At 56.5% G+C, this 23,731-nt stretch carries 24 protein-coding genes; 17 read left to right on the top strand and 7 right to left on the bottom strand.

The features are described from left to right. Nucleotides 1-2 precede the first annotated feature (2 nt). The 6 genes from puhE to bchF all read right to left on the bottom strand — a co-directional run bounded on the left by puhE (nucleotide 3) and on the right by bchF (nucleotide 5,447). Entirely contained in the window at nucleotides 3-827 is an 825-nt protein-coding gene (gene puhE / locus PbB2_RS02580) for a putative photosynthetic complex assembly protein PuhE (RefSeq protein WP_108983705.1), read from the bottom strand. A gap of 40 nt (nucleotides 828-867) precedes the next feature. Beyond that, entirely contained in the window at nucleotides 868-1,329 is a 462-nt protein-coding gene (gene puhC, locus PbB2_RS02575; RefSeq protein ID WP_108983704.1) for a photosynthetic complex assembly protein PuhC, read from the bottom strand. A 332-nt stretch (nucleotides 1,330-1,661) separates the two neighbouring features. Continuing rightward, a complete protein-coding gene (gene puhB / locus PbB2_RS02570) occupies nucleotides 1,662-2,375 on the bottom strand; it encodes a photosynthetic complex putative assembly protein PuhB (protein WP_108983703.1) in 714 nt (237 codons plus the stop codon). Further along, nucleotides 2,372-3,154, bottom strand: coding sequence for a photosynthetic reaction center subunit H (puhA, locus tag PbB2_RS02565; protein WP_108983702.1), 783 nt, complete (start codon nucleotides 3,152-3,154; stop codon nucleotides 2,372-2,374). Before puhA ends, puhB begins: the two co-directional genes overlap by 4 nt. 32 nt (nucleotides 3,155-3,186) lie before the next feature. Continuing rightward, nucleotides 3,187-4,704, bottom strand: coding sequence for a BCD family MFS transporter (locus tag PbB2_RS02560; protein ID WP_305790427.1), 1,518 nt, complete (start codon nucleotides 4,702-4,704; stop codon nucleotides 3,187-3,189). Continuing rightward, nucleotides 4,701-5,447 (bottom strand): 2-vinyl bacteriochlorophyllide hydratase, encoded by a 747-nt coding sequence (bchF, locus tag PbB2_RS02555; protein WP_108983886.1) that lies wholly within the window; start codon nucleotides 5,445-5,447, stop codon nucleotides 4,701-4,703. The genes PbB2_RS02560 and bchF overlap by 4 nt, the downstream gene beginning before the upstream one ends. A 594-nt stretch (nucleotides 5,448-6,041) precedes the next feature. On the opposite strand from bchF, the gene PbB2_RS02545 reads away from it, so the two are divergent. The 7 genes from PbB2_RS02545 to PbB2_RS02515 all read left to right on the top strand — a co-directional run bounded on the left by PbB2_RS02545 (nucleotide 6,042) and on the right by PbB2_RS02515 (nucleotide 12,417). Next, nucleotides 6,042-6,842 carry a cobalamin B12-binding domain-containing protein gene (locus tag PbB2_RS02545; protein WP_192576125.1) on the top strand — a complete coding sequence of 267 codons (801 nt, stop codon included), beginning with the start codon at nucleotides 6,042-6,044 and terminating at the stop codon, nucleotides 6,840-6,842. Nucleotides 6,843-6,900: 58 nt separating this feature from the next. Then, nucleotides 6,901-8,043 carry a transcriptional regulator PpsR gene (gene ppsR, locus PbB2_RS02540; protein ID WP_108983699.1) on the top strand — a complete coding sequence of 381 codons (1,143 nt, stop codon included), beginning with the start codon at nucleotides 6,901-6,903 and terminating at the stop codon, nucleotides 8,041-8,043. A 92-nt stretch (nucleotides 8,044-8,135) separates the two neighbouring features. Continuing rightward, a complete protein-coding gene (locus PbB2_RS02535; protein ID WP_192576124.1) occupies nucleotides 8,136-8,342 on the top strand; it encodes a helix-turn-helix domain-containing protein in 207 nt (68 codons plus the stop codon). Between the two features lie 234 nt (nucleotides 8,343-8,576). Next, nucleotides 8,577-9,491, top strand: a complete 915-nt coding sequence (gene chlG, locus PbB2_RS02530; RefSeq protein WP_108983697.1) for a chlorophyll synthase ChlG — start codon at nucleotides 8,577-8,579, stop codon at nucleotides 9,489-9,491. After that, complete coding sequence (locus PbB2_RS02525; protein WP_108983696.1) at nucleotides 9,491-10,900, top strand: BCD family MFS transporter; 1,410 nt, start codon at nucleotides 9,491-9,493, stop codon at nucleotides 10,898-10,900. Before chlG ends, PbB2_RS02525 begins: the two co-directional genes overlap by 1 nt. A 4-nt stretch (nucleotides 10,901-10,904) precedes the next feature. Beyond that, a complete protein-coding gene (locus PbB2_RS02520) occupies nucleotides 10,905-12,092 on the top strand; it encodes a geranylgeranyl diphosphate reductase (RefSeq protein WP_108983695.1) in 1,188 nt (395 codons plus the stop codon). Between the two features lie 34 nt (nucleotides 12,093-12,126). Continuing rightward, nucleotides 12,127-12,417, top strand: a complete 291-nt coding sequence (locus PbB2_RS02515; protein WP_238164812.1) for a hypothetical protein — start codon at nucleotides 12,127-12,129, stop codon at nucleotides 12,415-12,417. Nucleotides 12,418-12,558: 141 nt separating this feature from the next. Here the strand turns inward: PbB2_RS02515 and PbB2_RS02510 are convergent, their stop codons facing one another. Continuing rightward, nucleotides 12,559-13,158 carry a c-type cytochrome gene (locus PbB2_RS02510; RefSeq protein WP_108983694.1) on the bottom strand — a complete coding sequence of 200 codons (600 nt, stop codon included), beginning with the start codon at nucleotides 13,156-13,158 and terminating at the stop codon, nucleotides 12,559-12,561. 277 nt (nucleotides 13,159-13,435) lie between these two features. Between PbB2_RS02510 and PbB2_RS02505 the strand changes: the two genes are divergently transcribed. The 10 genes from PbB2_RS02505 (at nucleotide 13,436) to PbB2_RS02460 (ending at nucleotide 23,713) form a co-directional block, all read left to right on the top strand. Next, nucleotides 13,436-14,473 carry a DUF2333 family protein gene (locus tag PbB2_RS02505; RefSeq protein ID WP_108983693.1) on the top strand — a complete coding sequence of 346 codons (1,038 nt, stop codon included), beginning with the start codon at nucleotides 13,436-13,438 and terminating at the stop codon, nucleotides 14,471-14,473. 6 nt (nucleotides 14,474-14,479) lie between these two features. Continuing rightward, a complete protein-coding gene (locus tag PbB2_RS02500) occupies nucleotides 14,480-14,953 on the top strand; it encodes a universal stress protein (protein ID WP_108983692.1) in 474 nt (157 codons plus the stop codon). Nucleotides 14,954-15,036: 83 nt separating this feature from the next. After that, nucleotides 15,037-15,609: a NifU family protein gene (locus PbB2_RS02495; protein ID WP_108983691.1), complete on the top strand. Its 573-nt coding sequence runs from the start codon at nucleotides 15,037-15,039 to the stop codon at nucleotides 15,607-15,609. A 41-nt stretch (nucleotides 15,610-15,650) separates the two neighbouring features. After that, on the top strand, nucleotides 15,651-16,241 hold the full coding sequence (locus tag PbB2_RS02490; RefSeq protein WP_108983690.1) for a malonic semialdehyde reductase: 591 nt from the start codon (nucleotides 15,651-15,653) through the stop codon (nucleotides 16,239-16,241). Between the two features lie 3 nt (nucleotides 16,242-16,244). After that, the gene (locus tag PbB2_RS02485) at nucleotides 16,245-16,916 is read left to right on the top strand and encodes a GntR family transcriptional regulator (protein ID WP_108983689.1); all 672 of its coding nucleotides are present in this window, start codon (nucleotides 16,245-16,247) and stop codon (nucleotides 16,914-16,916) included. A 61-nt stretch (nucleotides 16,917-16,977) separates the two neighbouring features. Beyond that, nucleotides 16,978-18,321: a transaminase gene (locus PbB2_RS02480; RefSeq protein ID WP_108983688.1), complete on the top strand. Its 1,344-nt coding sequence runs from the start codon at nucleotides 16,978-16,980 to the stop codon at nucleotides 18,319-18,321. 16 nt (nucleotides 18,322-18,337) lie between these two features. Beyond that, nucleotides 18,338-19,723 (top strand): glutamine synthetase family protein, encoded by a 1,386-nt coding sequence (locus PbB2_RS02475; protein ID WP_108983687.1) that lies wholly within the window; start codon nucleotides 18,338-18,340, stop codon nucleotides 19,721-19,723. Nucleotides 19,724-19,732: 9 nt separating this feature from the next. Continuing rightward, entirely contained in the window at nucleotides 19,733-21,133 is a 1,401-nt protein-coding gene (locus tag PbB2_RS02470) for a glutamine synthetase family protein (RefSeq protein ID WP_238164810.1), read from the top strand. Between the two features lie 32 nt (nucleotides 21,134-21,165). After that, complete coding sequence (locus tag PbB2_RS02465) at nucleotides 21,166-22,320, top strand: ABC transporter substrate-binding protein (protein ID WP_238164809.1); 1,155 nt, start codon at nucleotides 21,166-21,168, stop codon at nucleotides 22,318-22,320. A gap of 136 nt (nucleotides 22,321-22,456) precedes the next feature. Then, nucleotides 22,457-23,713 carry an acetyl-CoA C-acetyltransferase gene (locus PbB2_RS02460; protein WP_108983686.1) on the top strand — a complete coding sequence of 419 codons (1,257 nt, stop codon included), beginning with the start codon at nucleotides 22,457-22,459 and terminating at the stop codon, nucleotides 23,711-23,713. Nucleotides 23,714-23,731 lie beyond the last annotated feature (18 nt).

Here is a 23,731-nt window from a genome sequence, read left to right as displayed (position 1 = left end):
GTCTAGGCTTGTGTTCCCGGCGTGTCCGGCTTTGGCTTGACCGCAGCGGACTTGGCAGCGGGCTTGCCCGGTGCCGCCCATCGCCAAAGGGCCGCATCCTGAACCGGCAACATCATGAAGAAGTGCTCAAGCAAGGCCAAGGCCGTCAAGGTAAACAGCAAAACAAAGCCAGTGGCCATAGCAGAGCCTTCGGGGGCTCGGTCGGCCTGACCCATCAGCCATGCACATAAGATCAGCGAGCCGATCACCGAAATCGGCATGAGGGCATTCATCGGCCGTTTGGGGAGATAGGTTTTCAGATGAGCAAGATGGGGTGGGAAAAACTCATCTGTCAGATTGGGCACACCAAGGAAGATATTGAGTTTCGCGCTGATCCGCATCGTGAACAGGACCCCAAATGTCCAGGCGGCAACAGGATTGGGCTGTCCCCAAGTCAATCCAATCAGGGCCAAAAGCGTGAGAAAAATCGCGACCTCATGATGGATAACTGTCAGAGTTGCATATTTGAACCGACGCCAACCCGTCGCATTGGTCGGGCAGGCGGCTGGTCGCGGTCCTGTGATTTTGCCCATCAGGAAGCTCGCCTCATGCCACCCCCAGATGCACAACGCACATCCCGCGGCAAGATACGCCGATAGGGGCGTATCTAAGCGCGCTGTCACGATTACTCCCCCAGTAGCCAAGGCCAGCACAAGCGCAAACAATCCCAATGCTGTGCCATAGGTTGCAGGCGGCAGCCGCACCAGCAACAGGATGATGCCGGTACTAAACCACCAGGCAAAAACCGTGGTCGCGATCGGTATGGTCAGGCTTGCCAAATCCATCATGGGACCCTGATCTGACACATGGAACGAACCGTCTCAGGCATTAAGGCGTGTCCGACAGGGGCAGGAAGCGGGCAAAGGCGGCTTCGTTGGTTGGGCCAAAGGCCCGCAGATCAATCTCTTTGCCCGTGGTCGGATCTGAAACGGTCAATCTTTTATTGGCATAAAGGCTCAACGCGAATGGGGTCTCCGGTCCGATATGGCGTAGCTTCCGATCACGCACGAAGCCGCGCATCACCGCCCGAACAAAGGCATCCTCGCCCGGTTTAAGCAATTCGATACGGCTCCCGGTATCTGCATTGAACACAATGACTGAGCCATCGGCCTGATCGGAAAAGCGCATCCGCAAAATTTGAGTGGGGACGGGGGCCGCCACCACCGCATCAATCGGCGGATTTAGATTTTGATAGCGGCCCACACCGGCCGCCACCAACGACAGCAAGATTAAGCTGCCCGCGGCGTAGAGGGCACCTTTGGGAAATGGCTCATGATCGATCGCACTCATGCTGCATTCCTTCTGCTGGCCCCCGGAACGACCGGAAGCATCTTTCACTCACATCGGGCTTGCTTGAAACCCAATTTCGTCTTCCGGCTTGGCACCTGGGCATGGGTACCCTGAGCCAAGAAATTGTCTCAGTTGCGATCTGGCCCATGAATGCAGGGCCTGAAAACGTGGTGCCACAAACGTGGCAGCGGACCCCGGCTCAGCGCCCATATCCAGCGCGATCTGCAAGGTCCGTCGAACTTGTCGATTCAAAGCCGCAAATGGGCTGAATCGTGTGAGGACTGGGCGGGCCTGCGACGGACGGAGAGCATCGCGGGCCCGATCAGACTGGTTTACGCCAGTGCTGGACTTGGTCCCACACCCGCAGTTTTGCCACGTTTGGCGGCAGCCTTATCTTTTGCGGGCTTAGTCGCCGAGGTGACGGTTTCCTCAGTCCGGCTTGCCGTGACTTGGGCTGAGGCTTGATCATGTGCCGCCCGCAAGGCTTCTCCCAGGATCGCCGCCGCTTGACCGGCGTCCTTAAGACAGCGGAGTGAGGGCTGTGGCTGGGAAATGAAGCCCGGCCGCGCATGCGGCCACAACAGGATCACCGAAATCTTGTTGGGCTTGACCAATTGGATGGCAATGTCGCCGCTACCATCGGCCTTTTGGTTGACCGCCGCACTTTCAATGATCTTGAACGGAATATTGATGGCCTTGGTGAGAGCAGCGCCAAAACGCATGACCAAGCGATGATTGGTCAATGTATAGACGGTTGTTCGGCTATTGAGAAAAGCCAACCCTCCCAGGATTGCCAGGCCGACGATTCCGATTGGAGCTACCCAAAGGGCTGCCGTCACTGCTTGGCCGATGCTTTGTCCGCCATTAACGGCATCAAACACCCGCCAAACCATCAACAACACGAAGTATAGAGCTACCCAATCAACGCGGAACACCCGCCGTGCCATCATTATCCAGTCCGGCTCGCCTTGCCAGAGGATGGTTTCACCCTCCGGCAAGTCGCTGGGAAGCCCACGAATGGGCTCGAAGTCGTGCTCCTGGCTCATATGGCAGGCTCCGACCGGGCAGGGGTTGCATAAAGATAGCCGGCACCGAAATAGCCAACAATCTTTTCCTCTTCGAGCAGGGTGATCTGGTCAGGATTGGCCAATGTCGGCGCACCGGCAACTTGGCTGCCGAGGACGGCATCGAGGCGCACGCGCTTCAAGCCCTTTTGCACCACACACATGGTCATTGGCACAAGCACATGCTTGGTCGGCCCACCCTCAGCGGTTACATCGACTTCCAGATAGCGGATCAAGAATTCGGCCCGATCCACCCAAATATCTGTAATTGTGCCCGCATGTGCGCCATCAAGACCGACAAGGGCAAAGCCACGTAGCTCTGGATCGCGCTTGTCGGTGTAGTAATCAGTGGCGATCCGCAAGGGTGCCAAACGTGTGGTGCCATGATTGGTCATATCGGGCTTGTCTGCCCGCATTGCATAAGAGCCAGGACCGATGCCCGAGGTCAGCGGATTGCCATCAGGCTCGATCGGTGATCCAGACCACGCCGCCGTGCGCTTGAACTGGGTGGCGTGGGTATCACGTGAATCATCAGGCTTCACCAGCTTGCCGCCACCGGGCAGCAGATAGGTTTTGGGCAGAGCGCGGAAAAAGACCCCGGGGGTCGGTTCCAGCTCACCGGTAACATCATGTTCCAGTGGAAATCCCTCGCGCCGGCCTTCGCGCAAGAGATAAAGTACCAGCATGAGGAAAAAACCAAAGAAGACATAGAGAACTATCTCTGTGACATCCACGGTCCCCGCGAAATAATGGTTATACATGTCACTTCTCCGTCGTTGTTGAAGGGTCGGGGTTAAAGGGTTGGGAATTCAGCAAGGCCGAATCGGCGCTCGCTGGGGTCTGAGGCGTGTTCGGATTGGCCGCTTTGCAGGGCGCTGGCGGCGTGTTTGGCGAGCGGGCCAATCGCCACCAAAGCAGCGAACAAAAGCCCGATTTCAAGGTGATAGACGATGCCATAGCTGGTCGCCGGCCCGCTGAAAGCTGGACCGAGTGCGCCGGAAGCTGTCAATTGGCTCCCAAGGTCGCGGATGCCCCCGCCCAGCGCAATGCCAATGCCCGCCGCTGTGGCCTGAACTCCGCCCCAGGCGCCAAGTGCTATGCCTGATTGGTGTCCTCTCCGGGCCAGCGCCATGGCAGCGGTCAAGGTCCCCACGGAAAACAGACCGCCACCCAGACCAATGGCCATCACACCGAGGCAGAAAAGCGGTGTCAGTGCGATCGCGCCACCGAGGATGACGCATGCAAAAGCCCCAATCCCGATGAGTGCACCAAAGCCAGCCAGCCGGTGTGCCTCGCCATCCCGGCTCAATTGCTGGGCTGCCAAAGCAAAGCCGATCAATGTTCCGGTTGCCCAAAGTGCGGTGAGAGAGGTGGTTGAACCGACGTTCATCCCCAATACTTCGGCCCCATAAGGCTCTAGCAAGACGTCCTGCATAGCAAAGGCACCTGCCCCAAGTCCGGTGGCGACCAAGAGCCGCACCGTCCGCCCCTGTTGGATTAAAAGGGTCCATTGCTCCTTAAAGGCTGGCCGGACCACATCATGAGCCGTTAAGGCGGGGTTACGCACCTCCTGCTTCCACACGGCTATTGTGTTCAGCACCAAGGATACAAGCGCTGCCCCCTGAATAACCTGGATCAGGCGGATTGGCCCGAAGTCCATCAGCAGGCTGCCAAAAACCAGCGAGGCGATCAGCATGCCCACAAGCAGCATGACATACAGGAGTGCAACAACTCTTGGCCGTGTCTCGTCCGTGGCGAGATCTGTTGCCAGTGCCAGACCGGCAGTCTGGGTTGTGTGCATGCCGACCCCAACCAGCAAGAATGCAAGCGCGGCCCCAATATGGCCAATGAAGACAGGACCTTGGCCATCACCTGACAGGATCAGCAAGGCAAAGGGCATGATGGCCAACCCGCCGAACTGGGCCAAAGTTCCCATGAAGATAAAGGGCGACCGCCGCCAACCAAGATAGGATTTATACGTGTCGGACTTGTGCCCGATCACAGCGCGCAAGGGGGCGAACAGAAGCGGCAAGGATACCATGGCTGCCACGAGGCTACCGCTGACGCCCAATTCGATAATCATGACTCGATTTAGCGTGCCGGTCAGCAAGACCGCAGCCATGCCCGTTGAAATCTGAAACAGCGACAGGCGCAGAAGGCGGCTGATGGGAAGATCCACGCTTGCTGAATCGGCGAAGGGTAACATCGCAACCAACAATTGCCGCCAAGCCGCGGCATTGCGGGCAGCACGCGCCTCTTGGGCCGAAGATCCCCCGGCACTGACAGGACGAGGGTTATTGCCGGGCCTCATGATTCTTGCCCCGCCCAGCGATTGGCCGTGTGTTTGGCTGACGAACTTTGATCATCCGCCCGTGAGCCTCCCATGGGGCTCACCCCTTGGACTTCTCGTCGAGCCTGCCGCAGCTTCCACAAGAATTGGCCTGCATTGATGACATAGGTCGCGTAGGCGGCGACCGCGATATAAACCTGCTGTTCGGGAGTCCACCAGCCATTGAGCAGGGCAGCGACATAAAGTGTCTGGAGTGCGAGGACCAACATCGAGAAGACGTCTTCCCAGAAAAACGCCTCCACAAATAGCCATTCATCAAACACCACTTTTTCCCAAATCGAGCCAGTGATCATGATGGTGTAAAGCAAGAAGGTCTTGATCAGAATGGAGATTGTGGCCGCCTCATAACCCTTGCCCGTGCTCAAATAATAGCCAACCAGACCAAGACTGATCAGGAAAACCACAAATTGTATAGGGGCCAAAATGGCTTGAACCAAAGTCCAAACAGAGGCATCGCGACGGGCTCTTTGTTCATCTGTATACAGAGGTTTTGACCGATTTGCGGTTTCGCTTTTGGGCGCTAGGCGGTCAAAATTTTCTGGTTGGTCGATCGTGGAACAGACGTGTCCCAAGTCGTTTGCCTGGAATAACCCTCCACCAGTCCCGGTTTCAGCTGGGGTCAGATGTGCAAGAGCAGGCGCGGCAAAGTCCTCGCAGAAAGCATGCGAAGTCTCTGTTTTTATTGAGGTATGCAAGGGTTGCATCCAAGTTTTCCTGCCGAATGCAGCGATAAGAGCCCGCTCCATGTCACAGTTTCGCACGCCGACCTTGATTGTCAAGTTGACTGGACGCCTAATTGAGATGACACAGGTTGACAACTTGTCAAAAAGGGCATCAACTCGCTTTCAGCCGTGGCAAGATCATTGCTGCTGCTATGATTATCAGAAGTGGTTTCAGGTGTTTTGGTCTGTCGGTCGGATGCCTGTTTCAGACGATGTCCCGGTCAAGGGGCGCACATTTCTGATCATGGGTGACCTGGCAGATGACATGTGTCAGACCTCTTTCTGCAGTTGGACCCAAGGGGACGGCCGTCTTTTTGGGAGGTAGCTGAACAGGTGGTGCGGCACAGGCCTGATGGTGGGGGCAGCGCGCAGCTTGGCGCGCAAGAGACGGTTTGCCGCCAACGATAGACTGGTGGCTTGCCTGTGGAGAATCAAATGCCCAATCAACGATTGATGGACCATTTCGATCCCATTGATTGCAGCACCGAAACGCCCGAAGCGCGGGCCGACGGCAATTGGCGAGTGAACAGTGGAGATGGTCAAGCCGACAATGCCACCCCACGCAACCCGCGCGAAATGGCTCTTCTGACCCAAATTGTCGAAGGAGATATCATTCCGAGGCTATTACTGGCGCACAAGGTGCGCTATGATGCTTTTCGTGATCGCTCACCCCTGGCAGAACTGGAACAGGGTCCCGTGACAAAAAGCCGTGTGGCTCCGACTGCAATTGCCGATCTGGCGATGGTTCTTCTCACCCATGATGTGGATGATGTTGAGACGATCCTGCATGGCCATTTGAGATCTGGATTACGCATCGAACAAGTCTTCGTCGATCTGATGGCCCCAGCTGCCCGCTATCTGGGTGAGATGTGGGAGCATGACACCGCTTCTTTCGCGGATGTCACCATCGGTCTTGGACGCCTCCAGACTCTGCTGCACCGCTTTAGTGAAATGCCTTATCAGGAGAATGAGGTCCGTGGTGATTCTCCGTCGGGCCTGTTTGTCACGCCAGCTGGGGAAGCCCACAGTTTTGGTATCCACATGGTGGACGAATTGTTTCGTCGTTCAGGCTGGCGCACCTTGTGTGAGCCAAATTCGCAGATACACGACGTCCTCGCTTTGGTCAGCCGCGAAAGCTTTCATTTATTGGGAATTGGGCTGACAACCCAGACGCAAGTGTCTTTCGCGAAAGAACTTATACGGCAAGTCCGCATTGCTTCCTGTAATCCCCACATCCTTGTTCTTGTTGGTGGAAGTTTGATTATTGCACATCCTGAGGAAGCTTTAAGCATGGGTGCCGATTTCACTGCGTCTGACGGTAGACAGGCTATCGCCATTGCCGAAACAGTCCTATACGAGCACGCCCACAGCCACTGATCCTTCATGTCCAGCACCGAGTATTTCCCGCGGTCTTTGAAAGGTATTCATCGCACTCATGGAACAACGGCCACCCAATCAAAATGTCGGTCCCTTGCTGCAACCTGCGGCGCTTGGTGACCTAGAGGCATCGATTGCGGTCAAAGTGTTGGCGGCCGGAGGCGATGTTGCCATTGTTCTGGACCGAGATGGCATTATCTGCGACCTCGCTGTGGGCAATTCTGATCTTCCTTTGGACGACTTTGAAAGCTGGGTGAACAAACCTTGGCTGGATACGGTCACTCAGGAAAGCCGCTCGAAAGTCGAGGAAATGCTGCGCGATGCATCCTCGGACAAGGCAATCCGCTGGCGTGAGTTGAACCACCCCTCTCGCCGCGGCGATTCAGTGGCTTTGCGTTACGTGGCTGTTGGTGCCGGTGAAGATGGGCGGATTATTGCGATTGGCCGCGATCATCGTCATGCCTCTGCACTTCAGCAGCGTCTGTTGCACGCCCAGCAGTCGATGGAGCGCGACTATGCGCGCATGCGGATGTCGGAATCGCGTTATCGTATGCTGTTCCAGTCAACCAGCGAAGCTGTTGTGATCGTTGATGGTGCCAATCGCCGGGTTGCTGAGGCCAATCCCGCAGCGGACCGTTTGATTGGAGGCGATGCGAGCCTGATCGGCAAGCCTTTCTCCCGCCTGTTTGCTGCCCAAAGTCAGGAAGAAGCCGCGTCACTCTTATCGGTGGCTCAAGCTTCTTCAAGTCGGACCGCGCCCCAAGTGACCTTGACGGTCAATGGTCGCCAACTTCATGCCACGGCTGCCCTGTTCCGCCAGGATCGGACCATGCATTTCCTTGTGCGGCTTTTGCCGGCGGAGCGCGCTGAGCCCATTATTGTGGACACACATCATCGGATGCTGACGGCCGTCAATCAATTGCCTGACGGTATGGTTGTCACCGATAAGGACCTGAAAATCATAACGGAAAATGCCGCTTTCCTTGATCTCGTCCATTTGCCCACATCCGAGCAAGCGCAGGGTGAGTCCTTAACCCGCTTCTTGGGCCGGCCGGGGGTTGATCGTAACATCCTGCTTGAAAACCTCGTCAAATATGGCGTCGTACGCAATTTTCCCACCGTCTTGCAGACCCAATATGGTGAATTGGAAGATGTGGAAGTATGTGCGGTGTCGGTGGCCGAAGGCGATGATAATTTTTAGATAATTTTTATGGCTTCTCCATCCGCCGCGTCACACGCCGTGATATGGACCGAACCCAACAACCTCTTGAGTTGGCCCGATCACCAGCCGACATGAGTGAACTTGTCGGGCGGGTTTCACTCAAGGAAATCGTGCGCGACACAACCGATTTTGTCGAACGATTGTGTATCGAGGCCGCTTTGGAAATGACGGGCAATAATCGTGCCTCAGCCGCCGAAATTCTGGGTGTCAGCCGCCAAAGCCTTTATTCCAAGCTGCATCGTTTCGGCTTAGGCAATTTTGAAGACGACGCCTCCTGACTCTGTACGACAGGTCGCAAACCGACAGATCCAGATGTGAAAACCCGCTTTTGGGGTTACCCGCCGCGCAAAATGCCTGGGACAAAGTGAAGCGCCCAAGTGGCTGTAGCTGGCCGAGCTTACTTTACACCTGAATCTTCGAATTGAATTAACTCGATTTTTCTCCAGTCCATATCCTGATCGTGCTTGTCGAATTTAATTGACACTTTTTAGTGTCCAACATAGGCTCGACCTATGACTGAGACTGCTGCCCCTTTGGCGAGGCCCCATCTTCCCGCCCCAAGAGCGGTTCTGGAGCTTTTGAAGCCAATTACTTGGTTTGCGCCGATGTGGGCCTTTATGTGTGGGGTGGTTTCCTCAGGTGCCCCGTTTTCGCAGAAATGGCCTTTGGCTTTGGCTGGGGCAGTGCTTGCCGGGCCGATGATTTGTGCCACAAGTCAGGCTGTCAATGACTGGTTTGACCGCCACGTCGATGCAATTAACGAACCCAACCGCCCTATTCCATCTGGCCGGATTCCTGGACGATGGGGTCTATGGATCGCGATCATCTGGACAATCGCCTCATTGGCCTTTGCAGCGACATTGGGACTTTGGGTGTTGGTGGCGGCAAGCTTGGGTATTGTGTTGGCTTGGGCCTATAGCGCACCGCCTTTTCGCTTAAAGCAAAGTGGGTGGTGGGGGCCTTTAGCGGTTGCCTTTTCTTATGAAGGCCTGACCTGGTTTACTGGGGCAGCAGTTGTGACCCAGGCCCTGCCTAACCCCCAGATCCTATGGCTTGCTGGACTCTATGCCGCAGGCGCGCATGGCATCATGACCTTGAATGATTTCAAGGCGGTTGAGGGGGACCGGCAGCTGGGCCTGAAATCCTTGCCGGTCGTTATGGGTGTCGACAATGCCGCGCGTCTGGCCTGTTTGGTAATGGCCATGCCACAGGCGATTGTTATTGGGCTGCTCATCAGTTGGGGCCTGATGATCTATGCTGCTGGGGTTCTGATTGCCTTACTGGCACAATTTGCGCTGATGCGTCGCCTGCTCAGCGATCCATTGAAACACACACCTTGGTATAATGCGACTGGCACCAGCCTGTATGTGTTGGGCATGTTGATCAGCGCCATCGGGGTCGGTTCGATCTTGGGAGGGGCGTCATAATGGCCTCAAATATCAGGCCCTTGGGTTGGTTGAGCATTATTCGACTTGGCCTTGTTCAAAGTGCGCTGGGAGCCTGTGCTGCCTTGACGACATCGACGCTTAATCGCGTCATGGTGGTGGAAATGGCTTTGCCAGCCATGGTGCCGGCCGCCCTCGTCGGCCTGCATTTTGCCGTACAAATAACCCGACCCCATTGGGGGCATGGTTCAGACCAAGGCAGCCGACGCACCCCTTGGATCATCGGTGGCATGGCTTGCCTCTGTTTGGGGGCGCTGCTTGCCACTGATGCGGCTTTGATGATGGGCAGCTTGCCTGCATTGGGCCTCATCCTGTCCATTCTTGCCTATGGCATGATTGGCATGGGGATTGGGGCATCTGGAACTTCGTTACTCGCTCTTCTGGCAAGTCGTACCGCGCCGGAGCGTCGCCCGGCAGCTGCCTCAATCACATGGATCATGATGATTGTTGGAATTGTCGCTTCCTCGATTGCGGTCAGCATTTTGATTGAGCCATTTAGCCCGCAGAAACTGGCCTTTGCCGCCACGGGCGTGGCGCTGGTGGCCTTTATCCTGACTGTTGCCGCGGTTCACGGGGTTGAACCCCTCGCCGAGGCGCAGAACGGGGCGGCGGGGGAAACCGCATCCCCCGCCGCTTCGGCTCCCCAAAAGACCCATTTTCAAGAGGCGCTGCGAGAGATCTGGGCCGATCCGCTCGCACGTAATTTCTCGATCTTCGTCTTTGTTTCCATGCTGGCCTATAGCATGCAGGACCTGATCCTTGAGCCCTTCGCCGGTCTTGTTTTTGACATGACGCCCGCCCAATCAACCCAGATGTCCGGCATCCAGAACATGGGTGTTTTGCTGGGTATGGTGTTGACCGGGGCGATTGGCGGGCGCTCTGCACGAGCAGGCAAGAGCTGGATGGCTGCTTGGGCGATCGCCGGATGCTTTGGTTCGGCTCTGGCGCTTCTCGGTTTGGCATGTGCGGCTGAAATCGGGCCGGGCTGGCCGATCAAGCCAAATGTTTTCGCCCTGGGTTTTGCCAATGGCGTCTTTGCCGTGGCAGCCATCGGCTCGATGATGGGTCTAGCAGGGGCTGGTGAAACCTCACGCGTGGGGATCCGCATGGGTGTTTGGGGCGCGGCTCAGGCTATTGCCTTTGGCTTAGGCGGCTTTTTTGGCGCGATGGGTGTGGACGGATTGCGCCTGCTGTTGCCCAATACGGGGCACGCTTTCCTCGTTGTTTTTGTCATCGAGGCCGGCCTTTTTCTGATTTCAGCTCAATTGGCCCGCCAACTCGACCGTCGCAAAAGCGCGGTCTTGACTGATGTTGCCGACGCATCAGTCGCGTCAAACCCACTCTTGGGCGGTGCCTCGGCCATAACACGCGGCCCGCTTGCACAAGGATAGATCCATGACAGGTTCAGCTGATTTCGACATCGTGGTGGTGGGTGGCGGCCCGGCTGGAGCCACGGCCGCCAATGATTTGGCGGTGCAGGGCCATCGGGTTCTGTTGCTCGACAAAGCGGGCCGCATCAAGCCATGCGGTGGGGCAATTCCGCCACGCTTGATCCGCGATTTTGACATTCCCCAAAGCCTGCTGTGCGCCCATGCCAAGGCAGCCCGGATGATCGCGCCCAGTGGCAAGACGGTCGATATGCCGATTGACGGCGGCTACGTGGGCATGGTCAATCGGGATACGTTTGATGAATTCCTGCGTGAACGTGCCGCTGCATCGGGGGCCGTGCGTCAGACCGGTGAGTTTGAGCGACTTGAAAACAATCCTGGTCAACCCAGCGTCGTTCACTTTTCCGATGAAACAGGCCAAGCCCGCAGCGTGACGGCACGCTACATCATTGGGGCTGATGGCGCACGTTCAAAGGTTGGAAAGCAAACGATTAAGGGGGCTGAAAAAATCCCCTGCGTTTTTGCCTATCACGAAATTATCGCCGTGCCCGAAACTGCACCGGAAGACTTCGATCCGGTTCGTTGTGATGTCTATTATCAGGGCCATCTGTCTCCTGACTTCTATGCCTGGGTCTTTCCGCATGGTGGGACGGCCAGTATCGGGGTGGGAAGCGCGCAAAAAGGCTTCTCATTGCGCGGTGCGATCAAGGACTTGCGCGCCGCGACCGGGCTTGATCATTGTGACACCGTGCGGACAGAAGGCGCTCCCATTCCACTCAAGCCGTTGAAACGATGGGATAATGGCCACAATGTCGTCCTTGCCGGGGACGCTGCTGGCGTGGTTGCCCCGTCCTCTGGGGAAGGCATTTATTATGCGATGGTCTGTGGCCGGGAGGCGGCCAGTGCGGTGCGTGAGGCTTTGGCCACTGGGCAGGCCTCAGCACTGAAGTTGGCCCGTAAGCGTTTCATGAAGGCGCATGGTAAAGTCTTCTGGGTACTGGGGATCATGCAGCATTTTTGGTATCGCAACGACAAGCGGCGTGAGCGTTTTGTCCAGATATGCGCTGATCCTGATGTGCAATATCTGACGTGGCAGGCCTATATGAATAAAGAATTGGTGCGCGCACGCCCGGCTGCCCATGCCCGGATCTTCCTCAAAGATATGGGCCATCTCCTCGGCCTGTCGCCCTCATGATCGCCCCGACCGACCCAATCCCCAATTGTCCGCAATGAGTGAGCTTTTGCCGGCCAGCATCGTGGGTCTGTTCCAATCAGGTCGTGCGGTTGATCTGGCACTCGCCGTAATCGGCCTTGAGTTTGCGATCTTGGCTGCACGCGGTGGACGGGAAGGCCTGATGACGCGCATCATCACCCTTGTTTTGGCTTTGGGTCCGGGTGCCTGCCTGATGTTGGCGTTGCGTGCAGCTCTGACTGATTCTGGTTTGATCTGGGTGATCCTCTTTCTCACCCTCTCGCTACCCTTGCACCTCATGGACTTGCAACGTCGCCGCATTTCCTAGACCAGGTTTTACTTCCGCAGAATTAGGCTCTTATATTTTCCTGCAAATTTAGTGGGATAGTGGGCTTCAGGCACAAAAAAGGCGGGGGACAAAGCCCCCCGCCATCAATGTGCGTCTCACCAGATGGAAGCTGGGAGATGATCAGTTGGTATGTGTTTTCAGATAAGCCACCAAATCGGCGCGCTTCTGAGAATCCTTGATGCCGGCGAAGGCCATAATCGTGCCTGGCACGCGGGCCTTTGGGTTTTCCAAATAGGTGTAGATTTCCTGTTCAGTCCAGGTGATGCCAGACTTCTTGTTGGCGTCAGAGTAACGGAAGCCAGCAACTTGGCCGGCCGGACGGCCAATGATGTTATGCAGCGAGGGACCAACCTTGTTCACGCCAGGGGTTACCACATGGCAGGTTTGGCACTGCCGGAACACCGTTTCGCCCTTTGCAGGATCGCCAGAGAGGGTGGCACCAGCCTTGTCCTTGATCGCCAGTACCATCGCACCTGCGGCGGGTGCGGCAGCAGCAGCAGCCGGAGCAGCAGCTTCAGCAGCAGGTGCGGCAGCTTCGGTTGCGGGTGCAGCCGCTTCAGCGGCAGGTGCAGCAGCGGTTTCGGTTGCTGCTGGAGCCGCAGCTTCCGCAGCTGGGGCAGGTGCTTCCGCCTTTTGATGGCTTTGTTGGCCGCAGCCAGCCACCAGAGCCAAGGCCGCGAGCGAGACAGCAATTCCAGAACCCAAAACGTGTCTTTTCATCGTTTTTCCTCTCCAAGTCGGCATCCAAGCCAAAAAGATGGGAAGGACTATAGTGCGAATCTGAATCAGGTCCAGAGTCACGCATCTGTGATCGGCGCAGAATCCACTAGTTGGTTTGGGGAAAAGCCTGTCAGCCATGGCTTTTGAGGTCTTCGAAGCCACCGATCACCACGAATTCCTTGAGAATGACTTGCCAGTGAAGCCCCGTTCGTGATTGAACCTTGATGGGATCCATCTTCCAGATGGTGCCCGATGCGGGACGAGGCGGAGAGTTCAGATGGATTTTGGTCAACGCGTGCGCCATTCATGGGCTGGGCTGAAACGGTTGGTACGACCGTCACCGCCGGCTGATCCGTTTGCCGCCGCCCAGAATGCCAGCCCTGTTCCCCCGCCAGCCGTTAAACCAGCGCGCGGTTGGCGTGGTTGGGTTATTGCCGCGGTCTTGGTTGTGATACCTATCTATTACGTGATGGGGTCGATTTTGACCCATCGCATAAATGATGACTTGAACTTCAAGGCTGAGGACCCCGGGCCGGGTGCTTCCAAGACCGTCGCGGTGATCGCCGGCTTGATTGATCGGGAAATCAACCAGACCGCTTGGGCCCCCAATACCCAACCCTTCCAGCCAGCGGCCCTACTGCGCTACGGCGGCAATATGGCCAATTTCCAGTCTGGCATGGTCAAGGCGCTATCGAATATTACGGTCGAGATTGAGAGCTATATTGGCCGCACACGGGGCACGTCAGCTGCTGATCCTGATCTGGGCAAGGCCCGCCAGGGCTTGTCGCGCCAGCCGGATACTTGGTTGTTGGATCCTTGGCCCACATCTTCCGCAGATCAAGAATATCGCAAGGCGCGGACAGCCTTGATTGCTTATAATGCCCGGGTCGCAGAAGGCCGCGCAGTTTTCGATGTCCGTGCCGATAATCTCCAGGCTTTGTTGTCACGATCCGCGCTTGATCTGGGGTCTTCCTCCGATGCTTTGGAAAAGCAAATCGGGGCGGGTCGAAAAGTCTTTATCGACCGCCGGGCCGACAAGTTATTCTACTTTGTCAAAGGCCAGTCCTATGCCTACTTCATCACGCTGCGGGCTGTGCGCGAGGACTTTAAGGATGTCTTGGTCGAGCGCCGGGTCGCAGGGCTTTATGATGCCATGCTCGCCGATTTAGCCACTGCCGCCAGTTTGCAGCCGCTGGTGGTGCAAAATGCTTCGCCAAGCGCGCTGTTCATGCCCAATCATTTGTCGACCGAGGGCTTCTATCTGTTGCGCGCGCGGGCCAAATTGCGCGAAATCACAGACATTCTGCAACGCTGATCTCTGATGGCTGAGCGCAAACTTCTCTGCATTGCCGACGACAGCCCAGAATGCCGGGCGGCAGTCTATTTCGGGGCTAAGCGGGCGGCCAGCACACAGGCTAGTTTGGTTATTCTGCGGGTGGTCGAACCTTTGGATCCGGGCCTGTGGTCTGCCATGGGCGAAGCCATGCGTGAGCGTATGCGCCTTGAAGCGCTGGATGAATTGCAGGCGCTGTCCGATGTTGCTTGGCAGGCGGGTGGTCTTGTGCCCGAGCTTGTGGTGCATGAAGGTACGCTGGATCATCAGATCCGCAGCTTTATTGATGCTACCCCGAGTGTGAAGACCTTGTTATTGGCTGCCGCGGCCGGGCGTGGGGGGCCGGGTCCGCTTGTGGCGGCGGCAATGCGTGGCGGCTTCGGCTTTGGGGCGCGGGCGGTGGCCATTATGATTGTGCCAGCAGGCCTGAGCGATGAGGAATTGGCAGAGTTGGCTAGTTGATGTTCTCAGAGTCGCACGGTCTTGATCGCTGAGCTTTTGGCAAAGGCGTTGAATTTTCAGCTCAGAAGGTCCATGTCTAGGGCATGTTTATCCAGACCGAAGCCACCCCGAACCCCGCTACGTTGAAATTCTTGCCTGGACGCGATGTCCATCCGGCTGGTGCCATAGAATTTAACGATGCTGCTGCTGCTGCCGTCTCGCCCTTGGCGGCGGCATTATTCCGAATTGAGGGCGTGCGCCGGGTGTTTTTCGGTCCTGATTTTATTACCGTCACCAAGGATGGGGCCATAGATTGGCCCCATATAAAGCCCTCGCTTCTGGGGGCGATTATGGACACATTCGTCTCGGGCCAGCCTGTGATGACGGAGTCTCCACAAGTTGGCCCCGCCTCGTCAGCCGGGGAATACAGTGGGGATGCGGCGCAGATTGTGCGTGAGATTGAAGAATTGCTCGCCACCCGGGTGCGGCCAGCAGTTGCCCAAGACGGTGGTGACATCGACTTCGACCGCTTTGAGCCGGAAAGCGGCACAGTTTATTTGCGCCTACGCGGATCATGCGCGGGTTGCCCATCCTCCACCATCACACTCAAGCAAGGCATTGAGAACATGCTCAAGCACTATGTTCCCGAAGTGCTTAGGGTTGAGCAAGCCCTCTGATCGCGCCTCCCCCAAAACAGAGAATATTGTGAGATTCGCCCATGCCAGCTTTGCCTGAGGATATGCTTGACCAACTCTTTGTCACCGCGCGCACTCGCAATGGCTGGGTCAATGAAGACTTGCCTGAAAGCCTGATGAGGGCTGTATATGATCTGACCAAATGGGGGCCAACCAGCGCCAATTGCTCACCAGCCCGCTTTGCCTTCATCGGCTCGCCAGAGGCCAAAGCCAAGCTCAAACCCTACCTTGCTCCCGGAAATGTCGACAAAACCATGGCTGCGCCTTGGACGGTGATCGTCGCGACTGATCCCAAATTCTACGACAAAATCCCGGAGCTATTCCCGCACAATCCCGACGCGGCGACGTGGTATTCAGGCATGCCGGATGGTGGGGCCGAGGCGGCTTTCCGAAATGGCACGCTTCAAGGGGCCTATCTGATGATGGCTGCACGTGCCTTGGGGCTGGACTGCGGGCCGATGAGCGGTTTTGATAATGCCGGTGTCGATCAGGCCTTCTTTGCCGAGACAGGCTGGAAGTCCAATTTTCTCGTGAATCTTGGTCATGGAACGGATAAGGATCTGTTCCCGCGTCTGCCCCGTCTGTCCTTTGAAACTGCTTGCCAGGTGCTTTGATCTATGGCCGAAACCCCGAGCGCCCTGTTGGATGTCGCCGACCGATCCGAACCGCTGCACGAGGCAATTTATCAGGAATTGCGGGCCCGTCTTTCTCGCGGGGCTTTTGCACCTGGTGAAAGCCTGAGTTTGCGCACACTGGCAACGGAATTGGGTGGCAGTGTCACCCCGGTCCGCGACGCTGTCTGGCGCTTGACAGCTGAACATGCTCTCTGCGTCGGGGCAACCCGCCGGATCACGGTGCCCTTGATTGATCGAAAAGGGATGCTGGAATTGCTGCAAGCCCGCACATTGCTTGAACCTGAGGCCGCTGCCCGCGCATTACCCTATGTGCGTGGTCGCCATCGCCAAGCAATGAAAAAGGCGAATGACACGATGAATGATGCCCTGCGACAAGGTGATATGGCCGGCTACATGGCCAGCAATCATGCGTTCCACTTTGGGCTTTACCGAGCCTGTCCGTCAGATGTAATCGTCCCAATGATTGAAAGCCTGTGGGTGCGTTTTGGTCCATTCATGCGTTTGATGTATCCTGACGCGGTCAATGAACTTGACCTCTCTGATCGTCACGGTGATGCGCTGCGGGCAATTGAGGCTGGCGACGAGGCCGGTTTGCGCGCCGCCATTGCCGCAGATGTGCAAGATGGTCTCGATTGGATGATCAAGCGCATTTAATGCGCTGACCGACTTGACCAACCCCACCCTCGCCCCGTTATAACAAATAACGAGGTGACATGTGTCGATCGACCGGGAGAAGCTGGCTGAGTTCAAGGCGCGCGAGAGCGACGCCTTTAGGCGCTCCCGTCCCTTAAGTGCCGCGCGGGCCCGTCACGATAACGGCTTTTTCGGCGGTGTTCCCCAGCACTGGATGCTCGACTGGCCGATGCCATTCCCTCTGGTTGTCGCCTCTGCGAGCGGGACGACGCTTTTAGATCTTGATGGTCATGAACTAACCGACTTGTGTCTGGGCGATACTGGGGCGATGTTTGGTCACAATCCCGCACCCGTTGCAAAAGCTGTCGCCGCCCAAGCTGCCCATGGCCTGACCGCCATGCTGCCATCAGCCGATGTTGAGGCCGTTGGAGATTTGCTGCGCAGCCGCTTTGGATTGCCTTATTGGCAGATCACGCTGACAGCTTCTGATGCTAACCGTTTTGCCTTGCGCGCCGCACGTGCCATCACAGGCCGGAAGCGTATCCTGGTTTTTGACGGCTGTTACCACGGTGCAGTCGACGAAACGGCCGTTAATCTCATCAATGGCCGGACCGAGGCCAAACCCAGTCTGTGGGGTCAGGCCTATGATTTGGCCGATGTCAGTGTTTGTGTGCCCTTCAATGATGTGGACGCTTTGGCCAAAGCGCTCGCGCGCGAAGACATCGCCTGTGTCATTACTGAGCCTGCCTTGACCAATTGCGGTATTGTTGCGCCACAGCCGGGCTTCTTGGAGGATGTTCGCCGCCTGACACGTAGCCATGGCAGTCTCCTTTTGATTGATGAGACACATACTTTGTCGACGGGTCCGGGCGGTTGGACGGGTACGTTTGGCCTTGAACCTGACATCTTTGTTGCTGGCAAGGCTGTGGCTGGGGGCATTCCCACCGGCATTTGGGGCTTTAACGAGGCGGTAAAGGCTGGAATTGAGCGGATTCGCCGCGACATACCCCCTGGTCATTCCGGTGTCGGAACAACTTTGTCGGGGTCTCCGCTGCAAATGGCGGCGTTGCGCGCCTGTTTGGGCGAGGTGATGACCGAGACCACTTATGCGGGCATGATCGCCTCAGCGATTGGGCTGGAAGACGCTCTTAACACATTGATCAAAGTCCGGGGCCTGCCTTGGTCCGTTATTCGTTTGGGCGCGCGTCTTGAAACCGTCTTTGCCCCAGATTTGCCGACCAATGCGGTGGAAATGCGGGCCAGCTTCGATCATGATTTGGAAGCGGCCATTCATTTGGGTTTGTTGAACCGGGGCTTTCTCGTCACCCCTTTCCACAATATGCTTCTGGCGGGTCCGGGCCTGCCTCAGTCGGTCCCTCAAGCCTATGTATCGGCTTTGGACTCTATTCTTGACGAAATCCTCTAGCAGCCATTGGTGACCCATGTCGTTCGAAACAGATCCAAGCATTCACAAGCGCCTCGAGGCCTGGATCAAGGAAAAAGGCGTTGCAGAAATTGAGCTGATCCTGCCGGATATGAATGGGATTATCCGGGGCAAGGTTGTGCCCGCACCACGTTTTTTGAAAGGCGTTTCCAATCACACCTTACGAATAGCGTCGTCAATCTTGCGAGTGACCGTGACCGGGGAATATCCGGACCTGGAAACCGATGACGAAGATGGCTTTTCTGACACCCTCGACCCCGATTGCGTGCTGGTGCCCGATCCGACCTCGATCTGCGTGGCACCGGGCTATCGCACACCAACGGCCTATGTGGTGACCGACGCCTATTCTCATGCGGGTAAGCTGATTGATATTGCGCCGCGTCAGGTCTTGCGCAGGGTCCTTGACCTTTATGCCGAGCGGGGTTGGGAGCCGGTTGTTGCCCCGGAAGTGGAATTCTTCCTGACTGCCCGCAACATCGACCCCGATTTGCCATTGGAGACCCCGGTGGGCCGTTCGGGTCGGGCCGAGACCGTCTCTCAACCCTATGGTCTGGAAGCCATCAATGAATATGAAGATCTGATCGAGCAGATTTATGAATATTGCGAAATCGCCGACCTCGATATTGAGACGATGATCCACGAAGCCGGCGCGGCCCAGCTCGAAGTCAATTTCAACCATGGCAACGCGCTAGAATTGGCTGATCAGGTTTTGATGTTCAAACGCATCGTGCGCCAAGTTGCGTTGTCGCAAAATGTCTATGCAACATTCATGGCCAAACCAATGGATAACCAGCCCGGTAGCGCCATGCATATTCACCAGTCGCTCGTGGATAAGGCAACCGGCCGTAATTTGTTTGCCAATGCCAATGGCACCGACTCCAAGCTGTTCCGGTCGTTTGTTGGCGGACTGCAGACCTATCTGCCTGAAGTCGCGCCGCTGTTTGCCCCGAACGTCAACTCGTTTCGTCGCATGCGGCCGCAATTTGATGCCCCGATCAATGTGCAATGGGGTCTGGATAACCGCTCATGCGGATTGCGAACCCCGATCAGTGACGGACGCAACCGGCGGGTGGAAAACCGCTTGCCCGGCGCTGATGCCAATCCTTATTTGGCGATCGCGTCGTCGCTTGCGTGCGGCTATGTCGGAATGGTGCAAGGTTTAGAGCCCGGACCTTTGATTACCACGTCGGCCTATCGCATGCCACGCTCGCTGCCGCGTACGTTGGACGAGGCGCTGGGTCGTTTCCAAAATTGCGAACCCATGCGAGAAGTCTTTGGCGAGGAATTCTGTCGCGTCTTTGCGCATGTGAAACTGGATGAACTCGATGCTTTCGAAGGCGTCGTGTCAGCGTGGGAACGCGAACATCTGCTCTTGAAAGTCTGAGGTCCTGTCTTGTCTGAAAAATCCACCCAGCATACCCGCGGTATTGCCAGCCGCGCCGACGCAGAGGCGTTTCTAGCTGCTAATCCCAGCATTGCCTTCATCGACATCTTGTATAATCCAATGAGTGGCCCACCACGCGGTAAGCGTATACGTGCGCATGAACTTTTGACCGTCTATGGCCATGGTCGTTATCTTCCTGGATCCATCACAGTGGTGGACATAACGGGCGCCGATTGTGAGGCAACGGGCCTTGTTTGGGAGGATGGCGATGCGGATCGTCTGGCCAAGCCTGCCCCCAACACATTGGTGAAGGCCCCCTGGCTGGGTGATGATGTCGCCCAATGTGTTTTGTCGCTTTATGAATTGGACGGGCGAGCCAGCGATCTTGATCCCCGCCACGTACTCCAACGTGTACTCGACCGGTTCGCTGCGGACGGTCTGACGCCAGATGTGGCGTGCGAGCTGGAATTTTATCTGTGCGACCAGCGCTTTGGCGGCGAGGCCCCGACTTTGCCGGCGTCGCCCATCAGCGGGCATGTGCCAGTCGGAAATGAAGTCTATGGCTTGCGGGAACTCGATGATCACATGCCGTATCTGCGCGATCTTTATGCGGCCGCCGAGATACAAGGCCTGCCTATTGAGGCGGCGATCAGCGAATTTGCTCCTGGACAGCTAGAGATCGGATTGGAGCATCGTGCGGATGCTTTAAGGGTGGCCGATGAAGCGATGATGTTCAAGCGTCTGGTCAAGGGCTGTGCGGTCAAGCACGGTATGGACGCCACCTTTATGGCCAAGCCTTTTGAGGGACGTGCTGGCAATGGTCAGCATTTGCATGTGTCGGTCCTCGATCGCGAGGGTCGCAATATTTTTGGAGCCGAGGATCCAGAGGGCACTCCGGAATTGCGCCATGCGATAGCGGGCATGCAACACCTTCTGCCTGCCGGGATGGCGATCTTCGCCCCCAATCAGAATTCCTATCGTCGCTTTGTTGGCAATTCCTATGCCCCAGTTGCGGCGACTTGGGGGGTGAACAACCGCACGGTTGGTCTGCGGGTGACAGCCGGTCCCGCGGCTAGCCGCCATGTGGAACATCGGGTGTCTGGGGCCGATGCCAATCCCTATCTGGCGCTGGCAACCATGCTGGCAGGGGTACATTACGGCCTGACCAACAAACTCGATCCTGGTCGCGCCATTCAGGGCGATGGCTATTCCCAGGCTGACAAGGCACCCGTTGACTTACCCAAGAATTGGTTTGCTGCGGTGGATAGTTTTGCAGCATCTGATGTGCTGAAAGACTATTTGGGTGCTCGTTTCCAAGCCATGTACGCAATTGTGAAGCGCACAGAGCAGGATCGCTACTTCGCCCACATCCCATTGGCAGATTATGATTGGTGCTTCCGCAACGCCTAGCCTCCGAAGTGACAGAAAGAGGAGAAACGAGAATGAATGAACGCCCATTGACACGTGAAGAAGTTGATTTGTTCCTCCGCCTGCGGCCCCATTCTCGGCGCGCCTTCATGGCAGCCTTTGGGGCGACGGCGGCCGCCTTGACCCTGTCGGCCTGTTCACCCTCCAAACCTGAAGCCAAAGCGGATGGTAAACTGGTGATCGAAGGCTCGGAAGGCAACAAACTCGCCTTTTATAATTGGGACACCTATATCGGCGAAACCACATTGGCGGATTTCAAGGCTGCTAGCGGCGTCGAGGTCAATATGACCTTGTTTGCCAATAATGACGAGCTGTTTGCTAAATTCCGCGCGGGCAATCCAGGCTTTGACGTTATCATGCCCTCGAACGAATATGTTGCCCGCATGGTTGAGGCCAAGATGTTGGCACCGCTCGACCATGCCAAAATCCCCAATAAGAAAAACCTTTTGCCTGAGTTCCAAGACGCTGATTTCGACCCCGGCCGGAAGTATTCCATGCCTTACACGTGGCTCGTCTTGGGAATTGGCTATCGCAAGTCGGCCATGAAGGGGGGCGTGATCCCCGACAGCTGGAAATATCTCTATGACAGCGCTGAATACAAAGGGCGCTTGTCGCTCTTGGCCGAAAGTGCGGACGTATTCCGCCTTGGCTTCAAATATTTAGGGAAGAGTGTCAATGATGCGACGCCTGAATTGATCAAGCAGGTCGAAGACATGCTGATCAAGCAAAAGCCGAATATCAAGAACTTCCATGAGGACAATGGCCAGGATCTCTTGATGTCACGAGAAGTCGATATCGTGCTCGAGTATAATGGCGATATTGCGCAGAAAGAGACCGAAGATCCCGACCTTGCCTTTGTGGTGCCGAAGGAAGGCTCGCTGTTAAACTCGGACTGCATGTGTATCCCGGTTGGTGCGCCCAATCCGAACAATGCCCATGCCTTCATCAACTTCCTTCTGGATGGTCAAAACGGGGCCAACATCACCAAGACCATCCTGTATCCAACACCCAATGCGGCCGCTAAGGCCTTGATGGATGATACTTACAAGAACAACCCGACGATTTTCCCGCCAGCCGACATCATGGCTAAGTGTGAATATGGGAAATATGCGGGTTCGGCCATTACTCAGGCCTTTGAAGCCGCGATGACGCGGGTGCGCGCGGCCTGATCTGGTTAGACCATAATCTCACCATGTAAGGGGCATCTGGGAAGATGCCCCTTTTTGTTTGCCCTCGCTGAAGCGTCCGGTTAAGGATGATTAAAGCCAGACGACAAGATCTGGTCGCGACGCCAAGGGAGTGATCATGACAAACGCCTATATTATCGACGCCTGCCGTACGCCGCGCGGCCTTGGCAAAGTTGGCAAAGGGGGCTTGGCCCATTTGCATCCCCAACATTTGGCCGCCACCGTGCTGAAAGCACTCGCTGACCGCAACCAGCTCGATACTGCCACTGTTGATGATATTATCTGGGGTACCAGTTCGCAGCGTGGCGCGCAAAGTTGCGACTTGGGCCGCATGGCTGCCCTTGATGCCGGATATGATATCAAGGCCTCGGGTGTGACTTTGGACCGGTTCTGCGGCTCCGGCATCACCACGGTCAATTTGGCTGCTGCTCAGATCATGTCAGGTATGGAAGATTGCGTCATCGCCGGTGGGACCGAGATGATGAGCTATACCGCCGCCACGGCTGACCCTACTACCCCGCCGATGCTTGATGCCGGCAATCTCAGCTTACGTGCCAAGCATCCCCAGTCCCAACAGGGTGTTTGCGCAGATGCCATCGCGACATTGGAAGGCATCGACCGGCAGGCTGTCGATCAGCTGGCCGTCACCAGCCAGCAGCGCGCTGCTCAAGCCATCGCCGAGGGCCGCTTCAAAAAGTCGGTGGTGCCGGTTCATAATCTCGATGGATCTTTGGCGCTTGACCACGACGAATTTCCCCGTCCGCAGACCACGATGGAAAGCCTCGGTGCTCTGAAGACCGTTTTTGACATGTGGGCTGGCATTAAAGTGGATGATAGTGGACAGACGTATGGCGACCTCATTACCCGGCGCTATCCGCAGCTGAAGGGCGCAATCAGTCACGTTCATCACGCTGGGAACTCATCGGGTGTCGTGGATGGGGCTGCAGCGCTTTTATTGTCTTCGCAAACCTATGCCAAGGCACAAGGTTGGGTGCCGCGCGGTCGCATTGTCGCCACGGCTAATGTGGGCGACTGCCCGACTTTGATGCTCAATGCCCCAGTGCCGGCAGCCCGCAAGGTGCTTGCCAAGGCGGGCCTGCGCGTCGAGGATATTGATGTCTGGGAAATCAATGAAGCTTTTGCTGTGGTGGCAGAAAAATTCATCCGTGATCTGAAACTTGATCGTACCAAGGTCAATATCAATGGCGGGGCGATGGCTTTGGGCCATCCCATCGGGGCAACTGGCTCTATCTTAATTGGGACGGCATTGGATGAATTGGAACGTTCCGGCGGGCGCTATGGTTTGATCACCATGTGTGCAGCCGGCGGCATGGCTCCGGCCATTGTTATCGAGCGTGTCACAAACTTCTTGTGATCGTCCCGAGGCGATAAC

It is taken from the genome of Candidatus Phycosocius bacilliformis (assembly GCF_003112735.1).
Lineage (GTDB): Bacteria > Pseudomonadota > Alphaproteobacteria > Caulobacterales > Aquidulcibacteraceae > Aquidulcibacter > Aquidulcibacter bacilliformis.
This window is presented reverse-complemented; position numbering and strand designations above follow the sequence as displayed.